This window comes from Paenibacillus sp. FSL H8-0315 (assembly GCF_038005365.1).
In the GTDB taxonomy this organism is placed as follows: Bacteria; Bacillota; Bacilli; order Paenibacillales; family Paenibacillaceae; genus Paenibacillus_AQ; species Paenibacillus_AQ odorifer.
The window spans coordinates 4,921,114-4,939,502 of sequence record NZ_JBBOTA010000001.1 but is presented as its reverse complement, the minus strand read 5'-3'; the positions used below and the strand labels follow the sequence as shown (position 1 = coordinate 4,939,502).

Sequence of the window (18,389 nt, the reverse complement as noted above, 5' to 3'; positions counted from 1 at the left end):
CGGTCTTTACCGCATATTATTTATAGTTTATTATTTGCTTGCTCTGTCATAGCCGCCTTGTTTAATTTCAAGCCATTCTTGCAGGCCCAGACGGTCCAATTCTTTCAAATATTCATCCCACTGCGCTTCGACTTTACCATTTTGGTACCATTCAGTACGCATTCTAAGCACGTAGGCAAACAGATCCGTCTCAATTGTCGTAAGGCGATCAAGCTCTTGAATAGAATGGAATACACTCGGCATTACGTTTTCTGCTTTCATTTTAGGCGCCATGATGTTCTTGATAATATCCATTCTGCCTTTGGCATCATCCGGCATGGTTGTGTATTTGCCATAATAGGAATCAAGGATAGCTAAGGGTCCACCGACACTTGTTTTCTCACGTAGTTCTACAGGAGCTGCACCCTCCAGCGGCAAATGCTTCAGCATTTCTTTTTCTTTATCAAATTCGAAGATATTTTGCTGTTTATCGTCTCCATACGTTCCCCAGTTGTTCTGTACAGATTGAATCGGATCGTAGAGTTGATCAACCCATTTCGCTGTCGTTTCTAAGTTCTTATTGGCGCTAGTAACAACCATCTTACCTCTGCCCAAACCAAGCGCGTTCGTTCTTGTTACGTTAACTTCACCATCTGGTCCAGCAAGTGGAGGCATAACCTCGTAAATGTCATTTGCTCCAGTGATGTTGGCTTTATCCCATGAGAAGTAAAGTCCGTATCTCTGATCCTTCCCTTTTGCAAGGTAAGTACTCCAGTCCTGTGTATAGGCTTCAATATCAATGAGTCCTTCTTTATACAGCTCGTTAATAAAAGAAACGGCTTCTTTGTAATCATCTTGTGCCGCCGTAAATATTACCTTCCCATCATTGCTTACAACCGCGTGGTCGGGGTTCTCCCCCAATCCGAATGAAGCAAATAGGAAAACCAGATCTTCTGCTCCAGGCTTGTTAATAAAGGACAAAGGAATTTCGTCAGCCTTACCATTGCCATTTGGATCTTTTGTCTTGAAGGCAATTAATACTTCTTTTAATTCTTCTGTTGTTGTAGGCATATCAAGGCCCAGCTTCTCAAGCCATTCCACATTGATCCAAGGCATACTGTCTACCGCCTGGATTCTTTCTTTGCCATTGCCCAGCTCTTCGATCCACGGAAAGGCATAAATATTACCGTCTGGTGCCGTAATCATACTCTTGTATTCCGGTGCTTCTTCCAGCACCTTTTTGAAGTTGGGCATATTGTTCTCGATAAGCTCATTCAGCGGAATAATGGCACCATCTTTAGCAAGCTTGAGCAGCTCATAGTCGCTATAGTCCGCATTAAAAATTGCATCAGGAAGATCGCCGCTTGCCACAGCCAGGTTTCTTTTTTCAACAAATACGTCTTTCGTGAAATTCTTCCAATTAATATGAACATTCGTCTTTTCTTCAAGACGCTTATTAATCAGTTTTTCATTTGGATCAACGGGTGCAAGTGGAGAGCTTTGCGTAATAAAGTTCAAAGTTACTTTACCGCTGGCGTCCTGTTCTTTACTAGCTGCACTTCCCCCTCCTCCTCCGCCACCGCATGCAGTAAGGAACATAAACGAAGCAAGTACAGATGCAGAAGCTACTTTCGTTGATACTCTTGATTTCTTAATTCTTTTCATAGGGTATGACCTCCAAATTAGATATGAATGAATTAATCTTTATCTATGTGCAGCCTGTTTCCTACTTAAGGGAACCGACCATAACACCTTTTTCAAAGTACTTCTGGAAGAACGGATACATAACAATAAGTGGCAAACTGGAAACAACAATGGCAGCGTACTTGATGATTTCAGACAATCGTTTCATTTCCGCCATGGCGAGTTGATCGCTGATCATGCCCGGATCTACCTGATTCTGGATCAAGATGGACCGCAACACGAGCTGCAGTGGATGAAGATTCGGATTATCTAAATAGATCATGGCGTCAAAGTAGGAATTCCACTGGCCCACAAAAGCATAAAGAGCGAGCACGAAAACAATCGGTTTGGAGAGCGGTAATACGACACTGAAGAAAATCCGCATCTCCGAAGCTCCGTCTACATTAGCGGCTTCCTTCATTTCATTCGGTACTCCTTTGAAGAAAGTTCTAGAGAGAATGATGTTCCATACATTGACTGCCCCTGGAATAATCACCGCCCAGACTGTATCAAGCAGACCAAGGTTCTTAACGAGCAGGTATGTAGGTATAAGCCCACCCCCAAAGAACATGGTGATAATAAACAAGGTCATGAAGAATCCTTTTCCTTTGAGCCTGTCATCAGACAGTGCGTACCCTGCACAGATTGAGACGAGAACGGTAAGCATAGCAAATGAAACAGAGTATAAAACAGAGTTTCCAAAACCTCGGATCATGGCCGGATTAGAAAGAATTTTTATATACCCTTCTAATGACCAGTCCGAAAGGTTGAATGATAATCCTTTACTGAGCAGAACTGATGGATCCATAAAAGATGCAATCACTACATAAATCAAAGGAAGTACAATGATAAGTACGGCCAGTGTCAGGAAGATCGCGTTCAGCACGACGATAAAGCGATCTAATCCGGAATGTTTAATGGGCATAGCTTGTTGCTCCTTTCTTAGTAAAGACCTTCGCCCTCATTCAATTTCTTCACGGTAAAGTTAACGGTGATGAGCAAGACGATGTTGATGATAGAGTTAAACAATCCTACTGCGGCTGAATAGGCATAATCGCCCGACTGCAAACCAATTTTATAAACGTAAGTCGGAATGATTTCTGAGGTTGGCAAGTTCATCGCCGTTTGCATGAGATAGGCTTTTTCGAAGCCAATGGACATAATCCCACCAGCTGCAAGGATAAATACAATAGCCATAATTGGACGAATGGTTGGCAAATCGATATGGCGTATTCTTTGTAGAAGATTAGCGCCGTCAAGATTGGCTGCATTATGTAACTCAGGATCGACATTAGCAAGCGCTGCTACATAAATAATGGATGCCCAACCGGCTCCGGTCCAAATATCGGACAGAATGTAGATCGAACGGAAGTACTCCGGACGAGACATGAACATGATTGGTTCACCTGTAAGCCACGTAAAAAACTGGTTAATCGGTCCCGTTGGGGACAAGAAGATAAACAACATCCCGACCACAACGACAACAGAAATAAAGTTAGGTGCATACAAGAACAACTGAATGTTCTTTTTGACGCCTGCACGGCGAATTTGATTTAACATCAACGCAAGCAGGATTGGAATTGGAAAACTCAGAATTAATCCGAAGAAACTTAATTTAAGCGTATTCATAAAGATAACTTCGAAGTTGGGGGATGACAGGAATTTCTCGAAGTTGTACAAGCCTACCCATTCACTCCCCATAATCCCTTTGATTGGGCTGAAATCTTTAAAGGCGATAATCGCACCATACATAGGACCGTATTTAAAAATCAGGGTCAGGATCACAGCTGGTGCGAGCAAAATATAAAGAAAGTAGTATTTCTTTAGATAGTCTAGTAAGGAGCTCTTATGTTTGGTCACCATTGTTCTGTGTTCAGCTTCTATTAGGTTTTGCAATGCCTTTACCTCCGTTCTTATCAATGTTTATATCTTGATGCAGTAAGGGCTTTCAATTGGCTTATGTCCTGCTGCTTTTACAATTTACCAAACACTTAATCGTTCGTCAATACATTTTGTAAAAATATTTATGTGCATTTGACAAAATATTTTGTTCATAAATGACGCTTTAAATTTTACAAAATTACAAATACAGCCAATTTAAATAGGATTATATACTTTAAAGTCAACATATTCTCATGAAGATGAAAATAACAATACCTTTTTTGCACATTTATCCGCTGATAAAATGTAAACTAAATTGTGCATTTGTAAATATCATATTGCTATTTTGAGTAAACTAATATACATTAAAGAGAGTTGGAATCATGCCAAACAGTACACTATTTGTGGCGAAGGTTAAGAACAAGAATATAGAGGTGAATTACATAGATGGCCAGGGAAAAAGTAACCATACAAGACATCGCGGATGCTTTAGGAATCTCCAGAAATACAGCTTCCAAAGCCTTAAATGGAACGAATGGTATACCTGATGAAACCAGAAACAAGGTTATAAAGAAAGCGATAGAGTTAAAATATAAACAATTTGCTTTTATGGACACCGAGAGTGTTCAACCAAGAAACTCTGGAAACATCGCTTTATTAACAGAAAACTTACCTAACACTTCCCACTTTGGATCGAAACTGATCAGTGGCATGGAGAAACGAATCAGCGCGGAAGGATATAATTTATCCATGCACATTATAAGAGACATTGATCAGGAGTCCTTGTCTCTTCCAAATAATTTTGATGTCGCCAATGTAGACGGAATTATTTGTATTGAGTTGTTCAATTCCGAATATAGTAAGCTGATTACAAGTCTAGGCATTCCAACTATTTTCATCGACTGCTCTGCCGATATCTGCTACCCTGAATTCCAAGCAGATGTACTTCTCATGGAAAATGAACACAGCACATATCAACTTACAAAAAAGTTAATTGATGGCGGTTACACATCACTGGGATTCATCGGAGACTATAATCACTGTAGGAGTTTTAACGAAAGATGGGTGGGCTTTAATCGCGCATTGATAGAATCTGGGATTCAGCTTGATCTCTCACAATGTATTCTCGATGACGATAGACTATTTTTTTCGAGTCCGGAGTGGGCAGATGCTAAGCTAAGCCAAATCAATCAGCTTCCTTCTGCTTTCGTGTGTGCTAACGATTATATTGCGGTTACCTTTATGAAGTCACTCAAAAATATGCTTTCCATTCCTAATGACCTCGTCATTTGTGGTTTTGATAATGGTCCTGAATCAAGCATTGTAGAACCCCATCTCACCACTGTTCATATTTATAGTAATCAGATGGGTGTCAAAGCAGCTGAAATGCTACTTTCCCGAATTCATGATCCGAAGCAACCCTATCAGGTTTCTCATATTTATACCAAACTCATCCTAAGAGAATCTACACCTAATATCAGTTGATGAATTTAAAAAGAACCCAAGCGATTAAAAATTCCGTCGCTGGGGTTCTTTTTTTTCGTTGAATTGTTCCAATTACAATTTCCTGTATTTATAATCCCACAATTAGTTCAAGGAAGGATTGTATTCTTCATAAGAAAGAACAATATGCTCACTTTTTAGCAGACAATGCTCTATGATCGCCTTACGTTTCGCTTTCAGGACAATTTGTTCAATATCAGCAAAACTGCAACCGGAAAGACGTTCGCATGTTTCCTCCAGCAGCCCAGCTTCACTTTCAAAGTCATTAATTAACAGTTCGACATATTGACGCCTACTTGATTCATCCGGGTTAGCATAAATCATTTTTGTATCAAACCTTCTCCAAATAGCTCTATCCAGTTCATTTTCTAGGTTCGTCGCTGCTACAAAAATGCTATTGTCACCAAAATCATCGAGACATTGCAGCAGTGTATTCACCGCACGAGCCATTTCTTTAACCTCGTCATTACTCTCCCGTGTTCTTGCAATGGCATCAAACTCATCCAGGAAAAGAACACAAGGAGATGCTTTGGCATACTCAAATATTTTCCGGATATTACTTCCAGTCTCGCCCAAATGACTGTGAATAATTGCATCAAGTCGAACTAGGATAAGTGGAAGCTCCAGCATTTGAGCCATATAAAATGCCGTCAGTGTTTTCCCTGTGCCCGGTGGACCATACATAACCACTTTATTGGGAATTGGAACTCGATGCTCTTCAAATCTTTCCCTCATACCTAAGATTGTGATGAATTCTTCGACAATCTTTCGATTCATATCGGGTAGGATCAGATGTCTAACCTTTTTGGCACATTCTTTGGGTGTATAATAGGTACCCATATCAATCCCTTTTGCTCTGGGTAGACGTTGATTGGTGCTGCTTTTATTCATTATTTATTGAAGCTCCTTTAAAATGGTTATTTTCAAGAAATCCAAAAGATCCTTTCTGAATCCAGTTCAACCTGCTCTAATTGCCGTTCGAAGTCCTCGTGAGGAACGATAGAGTCCGCTTGTGACCATTCGTTATCCACAAATCAATTCATCTTCCACATTGTATTTATTCGTAATTATTACGATTTAAAATATCATACTTTCTTTTTGTTTATTATGTCAACCAGTAGCACAAAAAAGAGCCTTTATAATTCCAAGGCTCTTTTAGGGTATATCTATTAAATCGGCCATCCAGGCAAAGCAGAAGTTCCAGCATCTTGCCTTCACATATTGTAAGTCCTGGCTAGCTTGGACTTAGCTCTGAGCCGGGTGAATTCCTTAGTTACCAGGATTACCGTCCACACTACAACCACAGAATCAATTACAAGCGAACCCCAATATACTCCGGAGACGCCTAACCATCTTGGCAAAACAAGCATCACTGGCACATAAAAAACAAGTTGTCTGGTGATGCCGATAACGGCTGCCGGCTTCCCTTTATTAATCGCAGGGAAAAAGGTCATGGCCATAAAAATGAGCGACAATAACGGCAGAACCGCCATGTTCAACCGGAAATATAACATTTCGCTGGTCTTAAAGATTTGATCCGGCAGCATCAGCCCCAGAATGGAAGCCGGCGAGATCATGGAAATTATCCAGAAAGGCAAAGTCAGCAGCATAGAAACGAGTGTGAATATTTTATAGGCTTTGATGGCGCGCTCATACTGTTCTGCTCCAAAATTTATGCCGATGACTGGCTGCAAGGCGCGCATTAATCCGAATATCGGCGTCAACAGGAAGGTGAATACACGAAAAACCACTCCATAAAATGCAATATCTGCTGTAGTCCCATATCTCGACAGTGCATTAAATACTACAACAGCCTGTACCAGATTCATAAAGTTCATAATGAAAGAGGACATTCCCAGACCAATTATGGATTTGATTGTGGCAGCATCCCGATAGATTGCAAAGACATTCGTTCGGAATGAGGCAAATCCTTTGCCAAAATAAATCCATCCCAGCAAGGTGTAGACCAGCATCCCGATATTTGTAGCCCAGGCAGCTCCCTCTACTCCAAAATCCAGCCAGGCTACCAGAATATAATTGGACAATACATCAACTGCCAGTCCAATGCCCATTACCACGGCTGCCGATTTCATTTTCCCTTCGGCACGTACAATCATGTTGGCAGCCAGTCCATAAATCCAGAAAAATGAACCAATCACCGTAATTCTAAAATAGCTGTCTCCAAGAGCCAGAGTTTCCCCTTCTCCTCCCATGATTCGCACCAGCTGTGTAGAGAAAAGCAAACCCAATACCATATAGATAAGCGTTACAAGGATGGACAGATAATTAACATTCCCCATCAAACGCTTCTGCATTTCTTTGTCCTGCCTGCCGAGGGCTAAACTTAAAGCAGAACCGGCACCCACCCCAATCAAGGAGCCCAGTCCCAAGCTGATCTGGGTTAAAGGATAAGCTACCGATACCCCAGCCAGTGCTTCCTCTCCGACAAATCTTCCCACAAATACAGCGGCAATAACCGCATTTAAGCCATAGAGGACCATTGCGATGATAGCGGGCCATGATAACTGGACCATAATATTCCAAAGATTACCGTTGAGAATAAAATGCGTCTGCTTGTCTTTGCTGTTTTTTATCTGTGTTACTGTGTTCATAATATGAATTTTCTCTCCTTCTTTTGACTGAATATGCAAAGTCGTCGTTCAAAAATTATACGGGACTCCTTGCATTAACTAGTCTATAAGACATGTTGGCTAGCAACTACCGTAAAAAGGATTGTTTCTATCTCATATAGGATTTTATCTTTGAATTTATATAAATCTCCCCGGAATAGCCCCCTCTCATTTTCATTCCTATTAAAAAACTGCAGCAGGAGTGGTCGCGGCTCCGCAAGTTTCCGGTACATGGTCAATTTTGAATGCTAGGCAATCATTTAGTCCCCCCCTACTTAACTCAACAAAAAAAGCAACTTCCCAGTTGGCAAGTTGCTTTTAAAAAAACTCTTTTGTGATAAAGTAACGATGAAAAAAAACGATTGAAGTCAAAAAACGACCTAATAAGCAGCGAACGGATCCGCATTATTCGAAAGGAACTGAGCCCATGTGAATTTGAATTCAGGACTGCCTACAACACTTTCTGCTATATCACCTGGAACAAAAAACACAGTGAATCCTGCATTAGTCAAGTAGAAGTTATCCAGGTATGCATTAGCATCTTTAGTTAACTTATTGAACAGGTCAATAGAGTAGATAGAAGACTCAGTACCTTTTTGGACTTGTTCTTGAAGTGATTTCTTAATAACCTGACTGTAATTGCTGTTGGATTTCAGCAAATCTCCCAGCTTGATTGTCGTACCATCCTGCAGAGAGTAAGTAAGACCTGTTTGTGAGCCGCCTCCATGAGCTCCGCCGAGGTATTGATAATTGGTAAGCAGGAAGCTAATCACTCCATTTTGATTGTAAGTCACCTTGTAGGCCAGTTCGAAATCGTATGTCGCTCCTTCCGCTGGAGCACCAGACTTAGCCAGTTGTTTTTCCGAGGCATCTAGAAACTTCTGTGCCTGAGCTTTCACCGCTTTATTAATTACCGCTTCGGCATTTTGATTCGCAAGCTGCGATACAACTGGATATACGATATTGATGGTTACATCCTTATGGGAATTAGAAGACTGGAGTTTACCGGCAGTTATAGTCAGTTCATTCATTCCTGCATTCGTGATATTGACAGTACGGGTTTGTCCGTTCCATTGGGCCAAATATCCGAAAGGTTCAACCAAGGCTTGCACTGCAACAAAAGAAGTTCCTCCGATTACCTGAGCTTCGTATCTTTGTCCCAGACCGCTTCCATTTAACTTTACAAGTGCACTGTCGATATCCAATGAATAATTTACAGTATTCTCTCCCAGGGTAAGCTCTACACTATGATTTTTGTTATCGTATTTAACAGCTGCGCCTAATGCTTGCGCTGCGTCTTTAAGCGGAATGAGTGTATTACCTAATGGGCTTAGGAAAGCCTGAGTCCCGATTGCTTTACCTTTAACCTGGACATTCACCCTGGAGGTTATTGTTGCAGTAGTGGCTGCAGCATGAACTGATCCGACAGACACGGGTAAAGCCGCCGCTGTGCCAACTGCAGCCAGTGCTGCTGACAATAGAAGTACGGACATCCGCTTTTTAGTTGTGAATTTTTTAACTTGAGTTTCCATTTTGAAGATCCCCTTTTAGTCATTTTCTTACTATCACACTATAATCCCGTCATTTCCCGGATGGTTTACAGTATTTTCAGAAAAAGATTACAATTTTTACATGGAATTCGCTAATCAATGATGCATTGAAACCATTAAGGCAAATCCAAAAAGTGTCCAGTCATTTAGCACATGCACTATAAACGATGTCCAAATGTTTTTAGTCTTAATGTATGGATAGAGCAGAACAATCCGTACAATGCCGATACCGAGAATGGCTTGTGCAATATTCCAATTATAAGTTGGTAAATGGTATGCGCCAAAAATAATGGATACTACAATCCACGCTAAGATAATCGCAGACTTTCTGTTCAGTTTAAGTTTTTTTACTCCTAAGTACAAAATGACTAAGAATGGAAGGATCGTTATTAATTCTTCTCCAAAAAGCATCGGGAGCATTGTCAGGAACGTCGTAATTGTATCGGAAAAATTACCATTGAATCCTTCACTCACTGGATTTGCACTAAAATTAAATAATTTCGTAATAATAAAACCAACACCATAGGTCACAATAAGATTTACAATGTACGTCCCAAGAATTAATATAATATCTTTAGCAACTAATTTTCTGAAAAGTAATGTCCACTGACTCCGTGCAACAAAGATAACTGCTGCTAATGGGAAAATCACATTTATAAAAGGATGTCCATAAGTACCTCCAAACCCAATAAGAAACAATGCAAAACCTGCAGCAACAGCTATCAGAAATATTAGGCTGGTTTTCAAATTTAGAGTAGGGGATTGCAGTTCACTGTAGAACGGAAAATCATCATTTTTACGCTCAAATCTAAAAAAATTACTTTTACTCATCATTAATCAAATCCTTCCTGAAAATAATGAAAAGCTATACTCTCTGAATACTAAAACCAATGATGCGGAGAATAGAAATACAGTCAGCTGTTTTTTGTACTATCACACTATACTCCCATTTTTTTCTGAAAAATTTACATTTTTTTCAGAAAAGAATTACAATATTTACACAAGTTTTGAATAAACTGAAATTAATTCATCACTTAATTTTGCAAATTCATGAAAATGTATAAAAAAATGAATCTATTTCAGAAATAATTATGTTGTTTTGATAAAATAGACAGGTAATAATAGAATAAACAGTTCTCTTGTTAAAAAACTAAAAAGCGAGGTTTACCAATGTTATGGACCTGAAGCTGTTAAAAAAAATTAAAACGATAAATTTCTTCACATTCTTCTTTTTTTGGACTGTCATCTTTTTTGCTCTTGCGGATAAGCCACCACCTGCTGGTTTCTATGGGCTTATTGCCCTATTATTAGTTTATGGTATTTTACTTATTATCTATTTAAATGATTTTATTGAAAGCTTGATTAAGAAGCGAAGAGGAGTTTTTCTACTCAATTTGTTATATTTCTCCTTGGGAGGTTTTGCTTTCAGTCTAATTCTTTCAATTATTGTCATTAACCTTGTTTCAAATGTAGAAAATGAAGGATATCTAATCTCGGCATTCAGTTCAACCGTAATAGGATTGCTTAACGGGTTATGTTTTTATTTTTTCAACAAGCTGCTTGTGAAGAGGTACAATCTAATGATTGAGCAGAACCGCTCTGAATAATAAAAGAGCCGAATTAGCTAAAGAATGACGTATCGCCAAAAAGCAACTTATCCGCAGATAAGTTGCTTTTTTATCATGATTTTTAACTTCTACACTATATAAATAAAGTAACGTAAACCGACGAATCCCCTGTCCTCACAGGTATTAATCTATTCCCAGACTTTGTTTCTTAAATTCACTCTCGAAACATAACTCCGTGAGATCCCCAGCTCCTTCGCTATCTCCCGCTGTATCCGCTCTTCTCGATCTTCAGATATACTCCCTTGAGCAAATCATCCACTTCCGAATCAAAATATCGATAAGTGTAATGTTTAAAAAACTATATTTACAATTCAGAATGCTCGTGTTTCGCTTTGAGACGACTCCAGCGGCGCTGAACTTCGCTCTCAAAGCTGCGCAGAGCCGGTTCGTTCTCAGGCTTGAGCAGATGGCGGGTCTTACCCATCGTCTTCAGCCAGGCAGAGACTTCAATACGTTTGTCCTTGTTCTCCGGATTGTACGTAATGGTCGTTGTGCCTTGTTCCACTTCATACAGCGGGAAGAAGCAGGATTCCACCGCCAAGGATACAATATCCGTCCCATCCTTGTCTTCGGTCATCCAATTCAACGGGCAGGCAATCAGAATCTTGCCGTAGACCAGACCTTCATTCTGCGCGTACCATTGGGCCTTAGCTGCTTTTTTGAGCAGATCCTGCGGGTAGGCTTCACAGCCGGTGAATACATAAGGAATATTAGTGGCTGCCATGATCTGGGCAGTATCTTTATGCTGGGTAACTTTACCCTGCTGGGTCTTGCCGATGCTTGAAGTAGAAGTCCGGTGACCGAGCGGTGTTGAATAAGACTGCTGTGCACCAGTGTTCATATAACCTTCATTATCATACTCGATGATAATCATTTTATGTCCGCGCAGTGCAGCACCAATGGCTGGTCCCATCCCGATATCCATACCTCCGTCGCCTGTTACCATAACGAAAGTAAAGTCATTCCTCAGGCCCAGTCCATCCAGCTCTCCGCGGCGTTTGCGTTCCCAGAACATTTCTACCACCCCGGACAACGTAGCCGCACCGTTCTGGAAAAGGTTATGGATGAACGTTGACTTGTGCGACGAATAAGGATAGCCGGTTGTTGTAACCATTGCGCATCCTGTATGGTACAGCGCAACGATATCTCCTTCAATTCCCCTGAAGAACAGCTCAAGACCCGAGAAAATCCCGCAGCCCGGGCATGTGCCGTGACCCGGAGCCAGGCGTCTTGGTTTCTTCATCAAACTGCGGATCGGGGGAATCTTCACGGCCAGCTTTCCGGTTTCTTCATTTTTAGTAACAGTAATGGGGCCCGTCTTCAACAAATCGAAATTCATCGGCTTAAGCAGGCGCTGCGGTGCCTTTTCCGGTTCACCAGGATTGTGGCCGTAGTAATCAAACGGTACTTCAACACGGTCAGCAACAACAGCATCCAACGCCAGCTGGAAGAAATGATGGCCATCTTCAGCATAGAAGTCCTTTCCGCCTAATCCGTAAATCCGGCTGATGACTTTAGTCGTTGTATTCCCGTAAGTGAACAGCGCTGCTTTGATTTCGTTAACCATGTTGCCGCCGTGTCCGCCGAAGGAATCCGCACGGTCACCAACAGTAATGGCTTTGACATTCTTCAGTGCTTCCGCGATCTGCTTCTGCGGGAACGGACGGATCATGTTCGGTGAAATCGCTCCGGCTTTGACTCCCTGCAGTCGCAACTGATCCACAACATCCTTAATGATCTCGGACGCGGAATTCATCAGGAAGACAGCCACATCGGCATCCCCCATCCGGTACTGCTCAATCACCTCATAATGGCGTCCGGTCAGATCAGCAAATTCCTGAGCGATCTCTTCGAACACTTCACCGGCATTGTACATGGCCACAGACTGCTGATAGCGATTATTGATATAATCCGGTTCATTCATGTAAGGACCAACAGTAACCGGATTGTTGCGGTCAAGGGTATCGGTTGAGCCGGCTGGCGGCTGTTCGCCTACGAATTTATGCACATCTGCGCGGTGCGCAAAAGCCTGTACGCGGCGCTTCTGGTGAGAAGTGAAATATCCGTCCGAAGCTACCATAACCGGCAGGCGGACTTTGACATGCTCAGCCAGCTTCAGTGCCATCAGATTCATGTCGTAGACCGACTGCGGGTCACGGCACATCAGAATCGGCCAGCCGGTATTGAGTGCAAAATACAAATCGGAGTGGTCCCCGTGAATGTTCAGCGGTCCGGAGATGGAGCGGCAAATCAGGTTCATAACCATGGGCATCCGCGTACCGGCTTGTACAGGCAGCTGCTCAAGCATGTACATGTAGCCTTGCGCACTGGTGGCGTTAAATACGCGTCCGCCGGCTGTAGAAGCGCCATAACAGATACCTGCCGAGCTGTGCTCACCATCTGAGGGCACGAGCATAATGTCATGCTGGCCGCTGGCTTTCATCGTATCGAGGAATTGGGCAACCTCTGTCGATGGCGAGATCGGGAAATACCCCATGACATGATAGTTGATCTGATGCGCAGCATAGGCCGCCATCTCATTGCCTGATTCATATAGGAATTTCTGTTCTACTTTGGCAGAACCTATTTCTTTTTCATAATCAATAGCCATTGTTCATTCCGCCTTTCTAACCAGATTTACGCTTGCGTGATGAGATCGAATGGATGATGCACTGTATGGCTGTCGGCATAGCCTTCCTTCTCGCGCATGCTTGAGAGTGCCGAGGTCGGGCAGGCGCCTACGCATTTCAGGCAACCCTTGCAATATTGATAATCGATGCCCCGCAGGAACATCTGTGAGCGCCCCTTGCGGTCAAGCCGTTCTTCCCACACAAAACACTGGTCAGGGCAGACGGTGTCACACTGTGCACAGTTAATGCAGGACTCATTTTCATAAGCCGGAATCATTCCGGAACGGGAAATGCTCAGGTTCTTGAGGAAGCTACTTCCCGGATTGATGATCGTACCGCCTATAGGCTGAGTTTCATAGCCAAACGGCGAAATGTCGGAACGCACATATTCAGGCATGCTGTCCCCTGCCTCCAGCTCGAAGTGCATAAACTTCACTTCATTGTAGCCGCGCTCAAAAGTCGTAATAGCCGATTGTACAGCCTGCGGATATTTTTTGCCGAGCGATTTCTCAATAACGCCCTTCATCGTTTCAGCAACCAGGAATGGGCAGAGCCGGAACAGGGCACCCAGCATCGCCATGTTTACACGGTTTTTCTCTTTCAGTGCGATGCTTGTCGCGTCGATCACAGCAATGGTTCCGGCTTTCATCTTCAGCAGCTCTTTGAGTTCTTCCGGCGTCTTGGCCGAGTTCACAAGAACAGTGCTGTCTTCATTAATCCCGCTGGTGACATTAACGGTCTTGACAAGCGCTTCGTGGAACACCCCAACCACATGGGGACGCTCTACCGGCGAAGTATCACGGATATGCGTGTTTAAATCACAGAAGCGGATGTGGGCCTTTACAGCAGAGCCCTTTTTCTCTGATCCATAAGACGAGAAGCTTACGCCGTTCAGCCCCGCTCCGACGACTCCCGCTTCTGCGAGCATTTTACCCGCCAGGTTAGCTCCCAAGCCTCCAATAGACTCCAGTCGAATTTCAAAAAATCCGAGATCGTTAATTCGTGGTAATTCAATCATAAATGAACTCCTTTCACTAGAAGACTAGTAATACTCTTGCGAGCATTAATCCCGTTCAGGTCTGGAATAAGCTAAATAATTTTTGTACTTCTTCAACCGTTCAGGCAATTCGTCAGCCTTTGGATTACGTTTTAAAGAAACTTGATATAATTCATCTGCGTGGCCAAGCTTTCCGGAGATTAGAACATGGGAATGTGCTCTATCTTCCTCGGCGATATCAAATCTTACTTTACCGTCTTCCACCTCCAGAGTCCCCCTGACCCCGCAAATTCCACATATTGCTGGGTAATTATCATCATGATTTCTGATTTCTATGAGTTTGGAATGACAGATTGGACATAAACCAGGTTCGCCAATATACTTCGCTTCCGTATCTGGATTCATGAGTGTTTCAGCCACATGACGACCGGATTGTCTTGCTCTCTTAAGTTCTTCCTCCCTGAACACAACTGCTCCAGGTAAGCCAACCCAATTGACCAGCATTTTATCTATTACATTAATTTGCATCGGCAACGTAAAAAGGTGGAGCATCGGCAATGCGAGTGTGTCCCACTCACTTCCTCCTACAGCAATAAGAGAAGCTACTCTTGTTTTAAAGCTTCTTTCATCCGGGCCTTTGCCGGTAGTAATCCCTCTTTCCTCGCGTTGCTTCTTGGCAATCATCCGGAAAGCAATGTCATGAGAAGGCCCCATCCGGTCATTCAGAATCTTCAATAATCCGTTAGGACTCTTTTCATAAATGGCTGAGCTCAAGATTAATCCGTCGCATTCCATTAATTTTTCATCAATAAATCCATAGTCATCATTCTTTATCACACAGTCTCCTGAGCCACACTTTTCAAGCAGACTCACTACACAAGCATTACAACCGGTGCAAGGTTTAATATGTAAATCATTAAGACGCACAAGTTCTACTTCGGCACCAAGCTCCTCAGCACCCATTAAAGCTTCTTTAACAAGGATTTCTGAATTGCTCATTCTTCTTCCGCAACTGATCCCTAAAATTTTCATTAGTAGCCTCCTACAATTCGAATTTGTTAAGCATATTTTCAGAAACTGATCCACGAGATCGTTTCAGCTTTTTCACAAGAACTGGAGTGACAATTGCACTGGCAACAACTGCGAATGCAATTTGTGCGCGGGCACTCTCAACATAAGGCAGATATGCCTGATCGACCTCTGCCATAAGTTGAGGTACCGTTATGGATAACCCGGCTACACAACAAATCGCCGCAGAAGCATGCCCGTCTTGTTTCAGACAGAATCGGTCAACTAACAACATGGGGATGTTATTAATCAAGGTAAAGATCAAGAACAAAATCAGCCCCAGCCCACATGAGCTGAGTGCGCTCTTGAGATCGATATTCGCCCCAAGGCAAAACCCCAGAAAAGGCACCATAAGTGAGGTCCCTGATTTGGAAAAATTACGAACAGCAGGATCAAACATACCCAGAAGAAATCCGACTACAAACGGAATTAAAGTAGCCATGATGCTTCGAGCGTCAATCCCATTTCCGGAAGAGAAACCAAGAATACAGACGGGTATGAACGGTAGCCCGATAAGGTTCAGCAGAGCAAACGCAGAAATGTCAGTGTCATCACCATAATTCTCCATCAGCGCAAGGTACATGCCGGGATTGCAACTAGTGATGCAAGCCACAAGTGCCAGGGTAGAGATTCCTCCAAAACCCGCCAAACCGAAAAGCTTCATAACAACGATCCCAAAAACAACACTAAGAACAAGTTTTACCGCAACTAGTATGCCGCCCCGCCGCAGAGTTGTCACAAGCTGTTGAGGTTTGAACTGAATACCACAGAATACTAGCAGAATTCCCACGATCGTCATCGTTCCCGCATTCGAAAATACAGCAGTGGACGGATTGCCAACCATCAAGGTTCTCGGATAAAAAGTATGCATTATTGCAGCGATTCCCATAGGAAGCAGCATCATTCCGCCTGATATTCCCTGTATTCTCTCTAATATTTTCATGTACGGCGATTCCCTTCTTCCAAGTAATCGTGTCCTTCCTCTATCTGACTGTTACTCTTGCGCATGCTTTATTCCCGGCAGCTTTGGCTAGAGGTGTCATGATCATGGTCATTAGATAGGAAACCAAATAAAGCACCGGATAATTCCCAGTAAATGAGGTGAGAAAGCCTGACAGGTTTGATGTGCCAAGCAGAGCCATCACTCCGCTGATTACAGTTACAGGAATGAAGTTTATTAGCAGACAGCCGACACATTGACCCGCCAGTAAATCCTTCTTTAGAGCAAAAAGCCCCGTAAACCAGTCGCTAATCCTCATCAAGGGAATAAAATCGTTAATAAGACAAGCCAGCGAGAAACCAACCAGGGTGAACACCCATGTTCGTCCATTAATCCCCTCATTCATCAGGGAAGCTGCAAGCGACATCGCCGCCGCAGAGGGAAGATTCAACACAAGCTTAAAATACAAAGAATATGTCTTACTCATTTTCCTGCACCCGCAGCCGATATGGCATGCTCTTTCCATTTTTCTGTTACTTACTTGAATCTGCCCACCCTGGTCAGCTGTTTGGGGACACGGATGCGACCAGATGCAGTGACAATCGCATTCTCTTCACAGACTTCCGTACACCTTCCGCATTTTTCACAAATCGCCGGATCGATCATATGGATATAGCCTGATTTCCCTTGGATTGCATTTTCCGGGCAGACATCAAGACATTCCCCGCAGCCGCTGCATAATTTCGGATCAATGACATAGGCAAGAAAATGGGTACACACCGAAGCCGGACAGGTCTTGCGTACAATATGGGCTTCAAGATCAAGACGGGAGCAGGCAACAGCAGATAACGCCGGCCCCACCATATTTCTTCCAAATGCGCAAAAAGATCCTGCTCCGATTAATTCGCCAATATCTGTTACTAAATCAAGATCCTCTTTTTTTGCGCGCCCTTCGGTAACATCAGTGAAGACTGCTTTGAGTTGCCAGCTCCCCTCACGGCAAATCACACATTTTCCACAGGATGTCTCCGCTGCAGCGCTAAGTAACCCTTTGGCGATAGTTGCCATACAGTGCTTGTCGGTAAAGATTCGGATACTGTCATAAACAGAATCATAGCTTATGAATTCCGAAGTTAAGGCCGGAGCCGATGCGAAGTGCCCGAGCATGCCACCCAGCAGCAGGGGCTTGGCTGGCGCAAGTTCAAGCTCCTCTAACAGAGCAGACACAGGGGTGCCAAGTGCAACTGCCACAACCCTGGTTCTCTCATCTGTTGTAATCATTATTAATTTCTCCTGACGGCGGGAACTGCTTACACCTTCGTAAATCCAGTACGCAGTCTCCACATCCAGCAGGAAGGTAGGTCTCCCTTGCCAGCCTTCGGCACTGAAGCTTTTCACCCATAAGTCACAACGTATTACACCATTGTCTATGGCATTGTATAATGCTGTTTCTTCCCGCAGGACAGGAGAAGCCGGTCCGTACTTCACTGATATAAGCGAGGCCGGAGCTATCTCACGCAGCGGTGCCGCCAACATCTCAGCTTGCGCCTCTGTCTCGGCATAGATCAGAATCTCACAATCCATGCAAATCTTTGCAGCCATTGCCAGCCCTGCTGCTATTCGACTCGCGACATGCGCAAGAATAAAGTCCGTGAATCCATCTAACTCCTGTGCGAGAGAGCAGATTAATACGGGTCTCCCGTCATCTGGATTGATTGCGGATAAACGTTCATCGAGAAGCACTCCTTGTTTATCCGTCAATGCAAGTGCTCTAATTCTTACTGCCGCGTCCGAAGCTGAAATTGCTAGCCTATTCTCCAAAAGCTCCTGAATAGCAGGCTCTTCAGCATTCGGGAAAGGCGACAGAAAATGGGGAGTTCGGCTGACTTCATGTGGCATC

Annotated in this window: 15 protein-coding genes; 2 read left to right on the top strand and 13 right to left on the bottom strand. The window is 43.2% G+C overall.

The window, feature by feature from the left end; translation table 11 throughout:
- Nucleotides 1-30: 30 nt before the first annotated feature.
- The 3 genes from MHB56_RS21495 to MHB56_RS21485 form a co-directional block, all read right to left on the bottom strand.
- Entirely contained in the window at nt 31-1,644 is a 1,614-nt protein-coding gene (locus tag MHB56_RS21495; RefSeq protein WP_076193509.1) for an ABC transporter substrate-binding protein, read from the bottom strand.
- A gap of 61 nt (nt 1,645-1,705) precedes the next feature.
- Complete coding sequence (locus tag MHB56_RS21490; RefSeq protein ID WP_036675818.1) at nt 1,706-2,587, bottom strand: carbohydrate ABC transporter permease; 882 nt, start codon at nt 2,585-2,587, stop codon at nt 1,706-1,708.
- 17 nt (nt 2,588-2,604) lie between these two features.
- Nucleotides 2,605-3,525, bottom strand: coding sequence for an ABC transporter permease (locus tag MHB56_RS21485; RefSeq protein ID WP_051490892.1), 921 nt, complete (start codon nt 3,523-3,525; stop codon nt 2,605-2,607).
- A 465-nt stretch (nt 3,526-3,990) separates the two neighbouring features.
- On the opposite strand from MHB56_RS21485, the gene MHB56_RS21480 reads away from it, so the two are divergent.
- Nucleotides 3,991-5,028, top strand: a complete 1,038-nt coding sequence (locus MHB56_RS21480) for a LacI family DNA-binding transcriptional regulator (protein WP_076185350.1) — start codon at nt 3,991-3,993, stop codon at nt 5,026-5,028.
- Nucleotides 5,029-5,130: 102 nt separating this feature from the next.
- Here the strand turns inward: MHB56_RS21480 and MHB56_RS21475 are convergent, their stop codons facing one another.
- From MHB56_RS21475 to MHB56_RS21460, 4 genes are all read right to left on the bottom strand, one after another.
- A complete protein-coding gene (locus MHB56_RS21475; protein WP_179086319.1) occupies nt 5,131-5,937 on the bottom strand; it encodes an AAA family ATPase in 807 nt (268 codons plus the stop codon).
- 323 nt (nt 5,938-6,260) lie between these two features.
- The gene (locus MHB56_RS21470; RefSeq protein ID WP_341143976.1) at nt 6,261-7,658 is read right to left on the bottom strand and encodes an MATE family efflux transporter; all 1,398 of its coding nucleotides are present in this window, start codon (nt 7,656-7,658) and stop codon (nt 6,261-6,263) included.
- A 398-nt stretch (nt 7,659-8,056) separates the two neighbouring features.
- The gene (locus MHB56_RS21465) at nt 8,057-9,208 is read right to left on the bottom strand and encodes a PdaC/SigV domain-containing protein (RefSeq protein ID WP_341143975.1); all 1,152 of its coding nucleotides are present in this window, start codon (nt 9,206-9,208) and stop codon (nt 8,057-8,059) included.
- Between the two features lie 114 nt (nt 9,209-9,322).
- Entirely contained in the window at nt 9,323-10,060 is a 738-nt protein-coding gene (locus MHB56_RS21460; RefSeq protein ID WP_076276587.1) for a CPBP family intramembrane glutamic endopeptidase, read from the bottom strand.
- A gap of 341 nt (nt 10,061-10,401) precedes the next feature.
- Between MHB56_RS21460 and MHB56_RS21455 the strand changes: the two genes are divergently transcribed.
- The gene (locus MHB56_RS21455) at nt 10,402-10,833 is read left to right on the top strand and encodes a hypothetical protein (RefSeq protein ID WP_076125314.1); all 432 of its coding nucleotides are present in this window, start codon (nt 10,402-10,404) and stop codon (nt 10,831-10,833) included.
- Nucleotides 10,834-11,158: 325 nt separating this feature from the next.
- On the opposite strand, the gene MHB56_RS21450 is transcribed toward MHB56_RS21455, so the two are convergent.
- Genes MHB56_RS21450 through MHB56_RS21425 form a run of 6 tightly spaced genes read right to left on the bottom strand, consistent with a single transcriptional unit; the run spans nt 11,159 to nt 18,388 of the window.
- Entirely contained in the window at nt 11,159-13,465 is a 2,307-nt protein-coding gene (locus MHB56_RS21450; protein WP_341143974.1) for a thiamine pyrophosphate-dependent enzyme, read from the bottom strand.
- Nucleotides 13,466-13,491: 26 nt separating this feature from the next.
- Complete coding sequence (locus MHB56_RS21445; RefSeq protein ID WP_076125317.1) at nt 13,492-14,502, bottom strand: 2-oxoacid:acceptor oxidoreductase family protein; 1,011 nt, start codon at nt 14,500-14,502, stop codon at nt 13,492-13,494.
- 45 nt (nt 14,503-14,547) lie between these two features.
- Nucleotides 14,548-15,513 carry a flavodoxin family protein gene (locus tag MHB56_RS21440; RefSeq protein ID WP_076125319.1) on the bottom strand — a complete coding sequence of 322 codons (966 nt, stop codon included), beginning with the start codon at nt 15,511-15,513 and terminating at the stop codon, nt 14,548-14,550.
- A gap of 10 nt (nt 15,514-15,523) precedes the next feature.
- Nucleotides 15,524-16,492 carry a 2-keto-3-deoxygluconate permease gene (locus MHB56_RS21435; RefSeq protein ID WP_076125321.1) on the bottom strand — a complete coding sequence of 323 codons (969 nt, stop codon included), beginning with the start codon at nt 16,490-16,492 and terminating at the stop codon, nt 15,524-15,526.
- 40 nt (nt 16,493-16,532) lie between these two features.
- Nucleotides 16,533-16,976 (bottom strand): hypothetical protein, encoded by a 444-nt coding sequence (locus MHB56_RS21430; RefSeq protein WP_076125323.1) that lies wholly within the window; start codon nt 16,974-16,976, stop codon nt 16,533-16,535.
- Nucleotides 16,977-17,026: 50 nt separating this feature from the next.
- Nucleotides 17,027-18,388, bottom strand: a complete 1,362-nt coding sequence (locus tag MHB56_RS21425; protein WP_076125325.1) for an NADH-ubiquinone oxidoreductase-F iron-sulfur binding region domain-containing protein — start codon at nt 18,386-18,388, stop codon at nt 17,027-17,029.
- Nucleotide 18,389: the final 1 nt, after the last annotated feature.

Excerpts from the sequence above, each read along its gene's own strand:
- MHB56_RS21465 (WP_341143975.1), bottom strand. The coding sequence starts at position 9,208 with ATGGAAACTCAAGTTAAAAAATTCACAACTAAAAAGCGGATGTCCGTA.
- MHB56_RS21430 (WP_076125323.1), bottom strand. The coding sequence starts at position 16,976 with ATGAGTAAGACATATTCTTTGTATTTTAAGCTTGTGTTGAATCTTCCC.
- MHB56_RS21470 (WP_341143976.1), bottom strand. The coding sequence starts at position 7,658 with ATGAACACAGTAACACAGATAAAAAACAGCAAAGACAAGCAGACGCAT.
- MHB56_RS21425 (WP_076125325.1), bottom strand. The coding sequence starts at position 18,388 with ATGCCACATGAAGTCAGCCGAACTCCCCATTTTCTGTCGCCTTTCCCG.
- MHB56_RS21485 (WP_051490892.1), bottom strand. The coding sequence starts at position 3,525 with ATGGTGACCAAACATAAGAGCTCCTTACTAGACTATCTAAAGAAATAC.
- MHB56_RS21490 (WP_036675818.1), bottom strand. The coding sequence starts at position 2,587 with ATGCCCATTAAACATTCCGGATTAGATCGCTTTATCGTCGTGCTGAAC.
- MHB56_RS21435 (WP_076125321.1), bottom strand. The coding sequence starts at position 16,492 with ATGAAAATATTAGAGAGAATACAGGGAATATCAGGCGGAATGATGCTG.
- MHB56_RS21450 (WP_341143974.1), bottom strand. The coding sequence starts at position 13,465 with ATGGCTATTGATTATGAAAAAGAAATAGGTTCTGCCAAAGTAGAACAG.
- MHB56_RS21495 (WP_076193509.1), bottom strand. The coding sequence starts at position 1,644 with ATGAAAAGAATTAAGAAATCAAGAGTATCAACGAAAGTAGCTTCTGCA.
- MHB56_RS21460 (WP_076276587.1), bottom strand. The coding sequence starts at position 10,060 with ATGATGAGTAAAAGTAATTTTTTTAGATTTGAGCGTAAAAATGATGAT.
- MHB56_RS21440 (WP_076125319.1), bottom strand. The coding sequence starts at position 15,513 with ATGAAAATTTTAGGGATCAGTTGCGGAAGAAGAATGAGCAATTCAGAA.
- MHB56_RS21475 (WP_179086319.1), bottom strand. The coding sequence starts at position 5,937 with ATGAATAAAAGCAGCACCAATCAACGTCTACCCAGAGCAAAAGGGATT.
- MHB56_RS21455 (WP_076125314.1), top strand. The coding sequence starts at position 10,402 with ATGGACCTGAAGCTGTTAAAAAAAATTAAAACGATAAATTTCTTCACA.
- MHB56_RS21480 (WP_076185350.1), top strand. The coding sequence starts at position 3,991 with ATGGCCAGGGAAAAAGTAACCATACAAGACATCGCGGATGCTTTAGGA.
- MHB56_RS21445 (WP_076125317.1), bottom strand. The coding sequence starts at position 14,502 with ATGATTGAATTACCACGAATTAACGATCTCGGATTTTTTGAAATTCGA.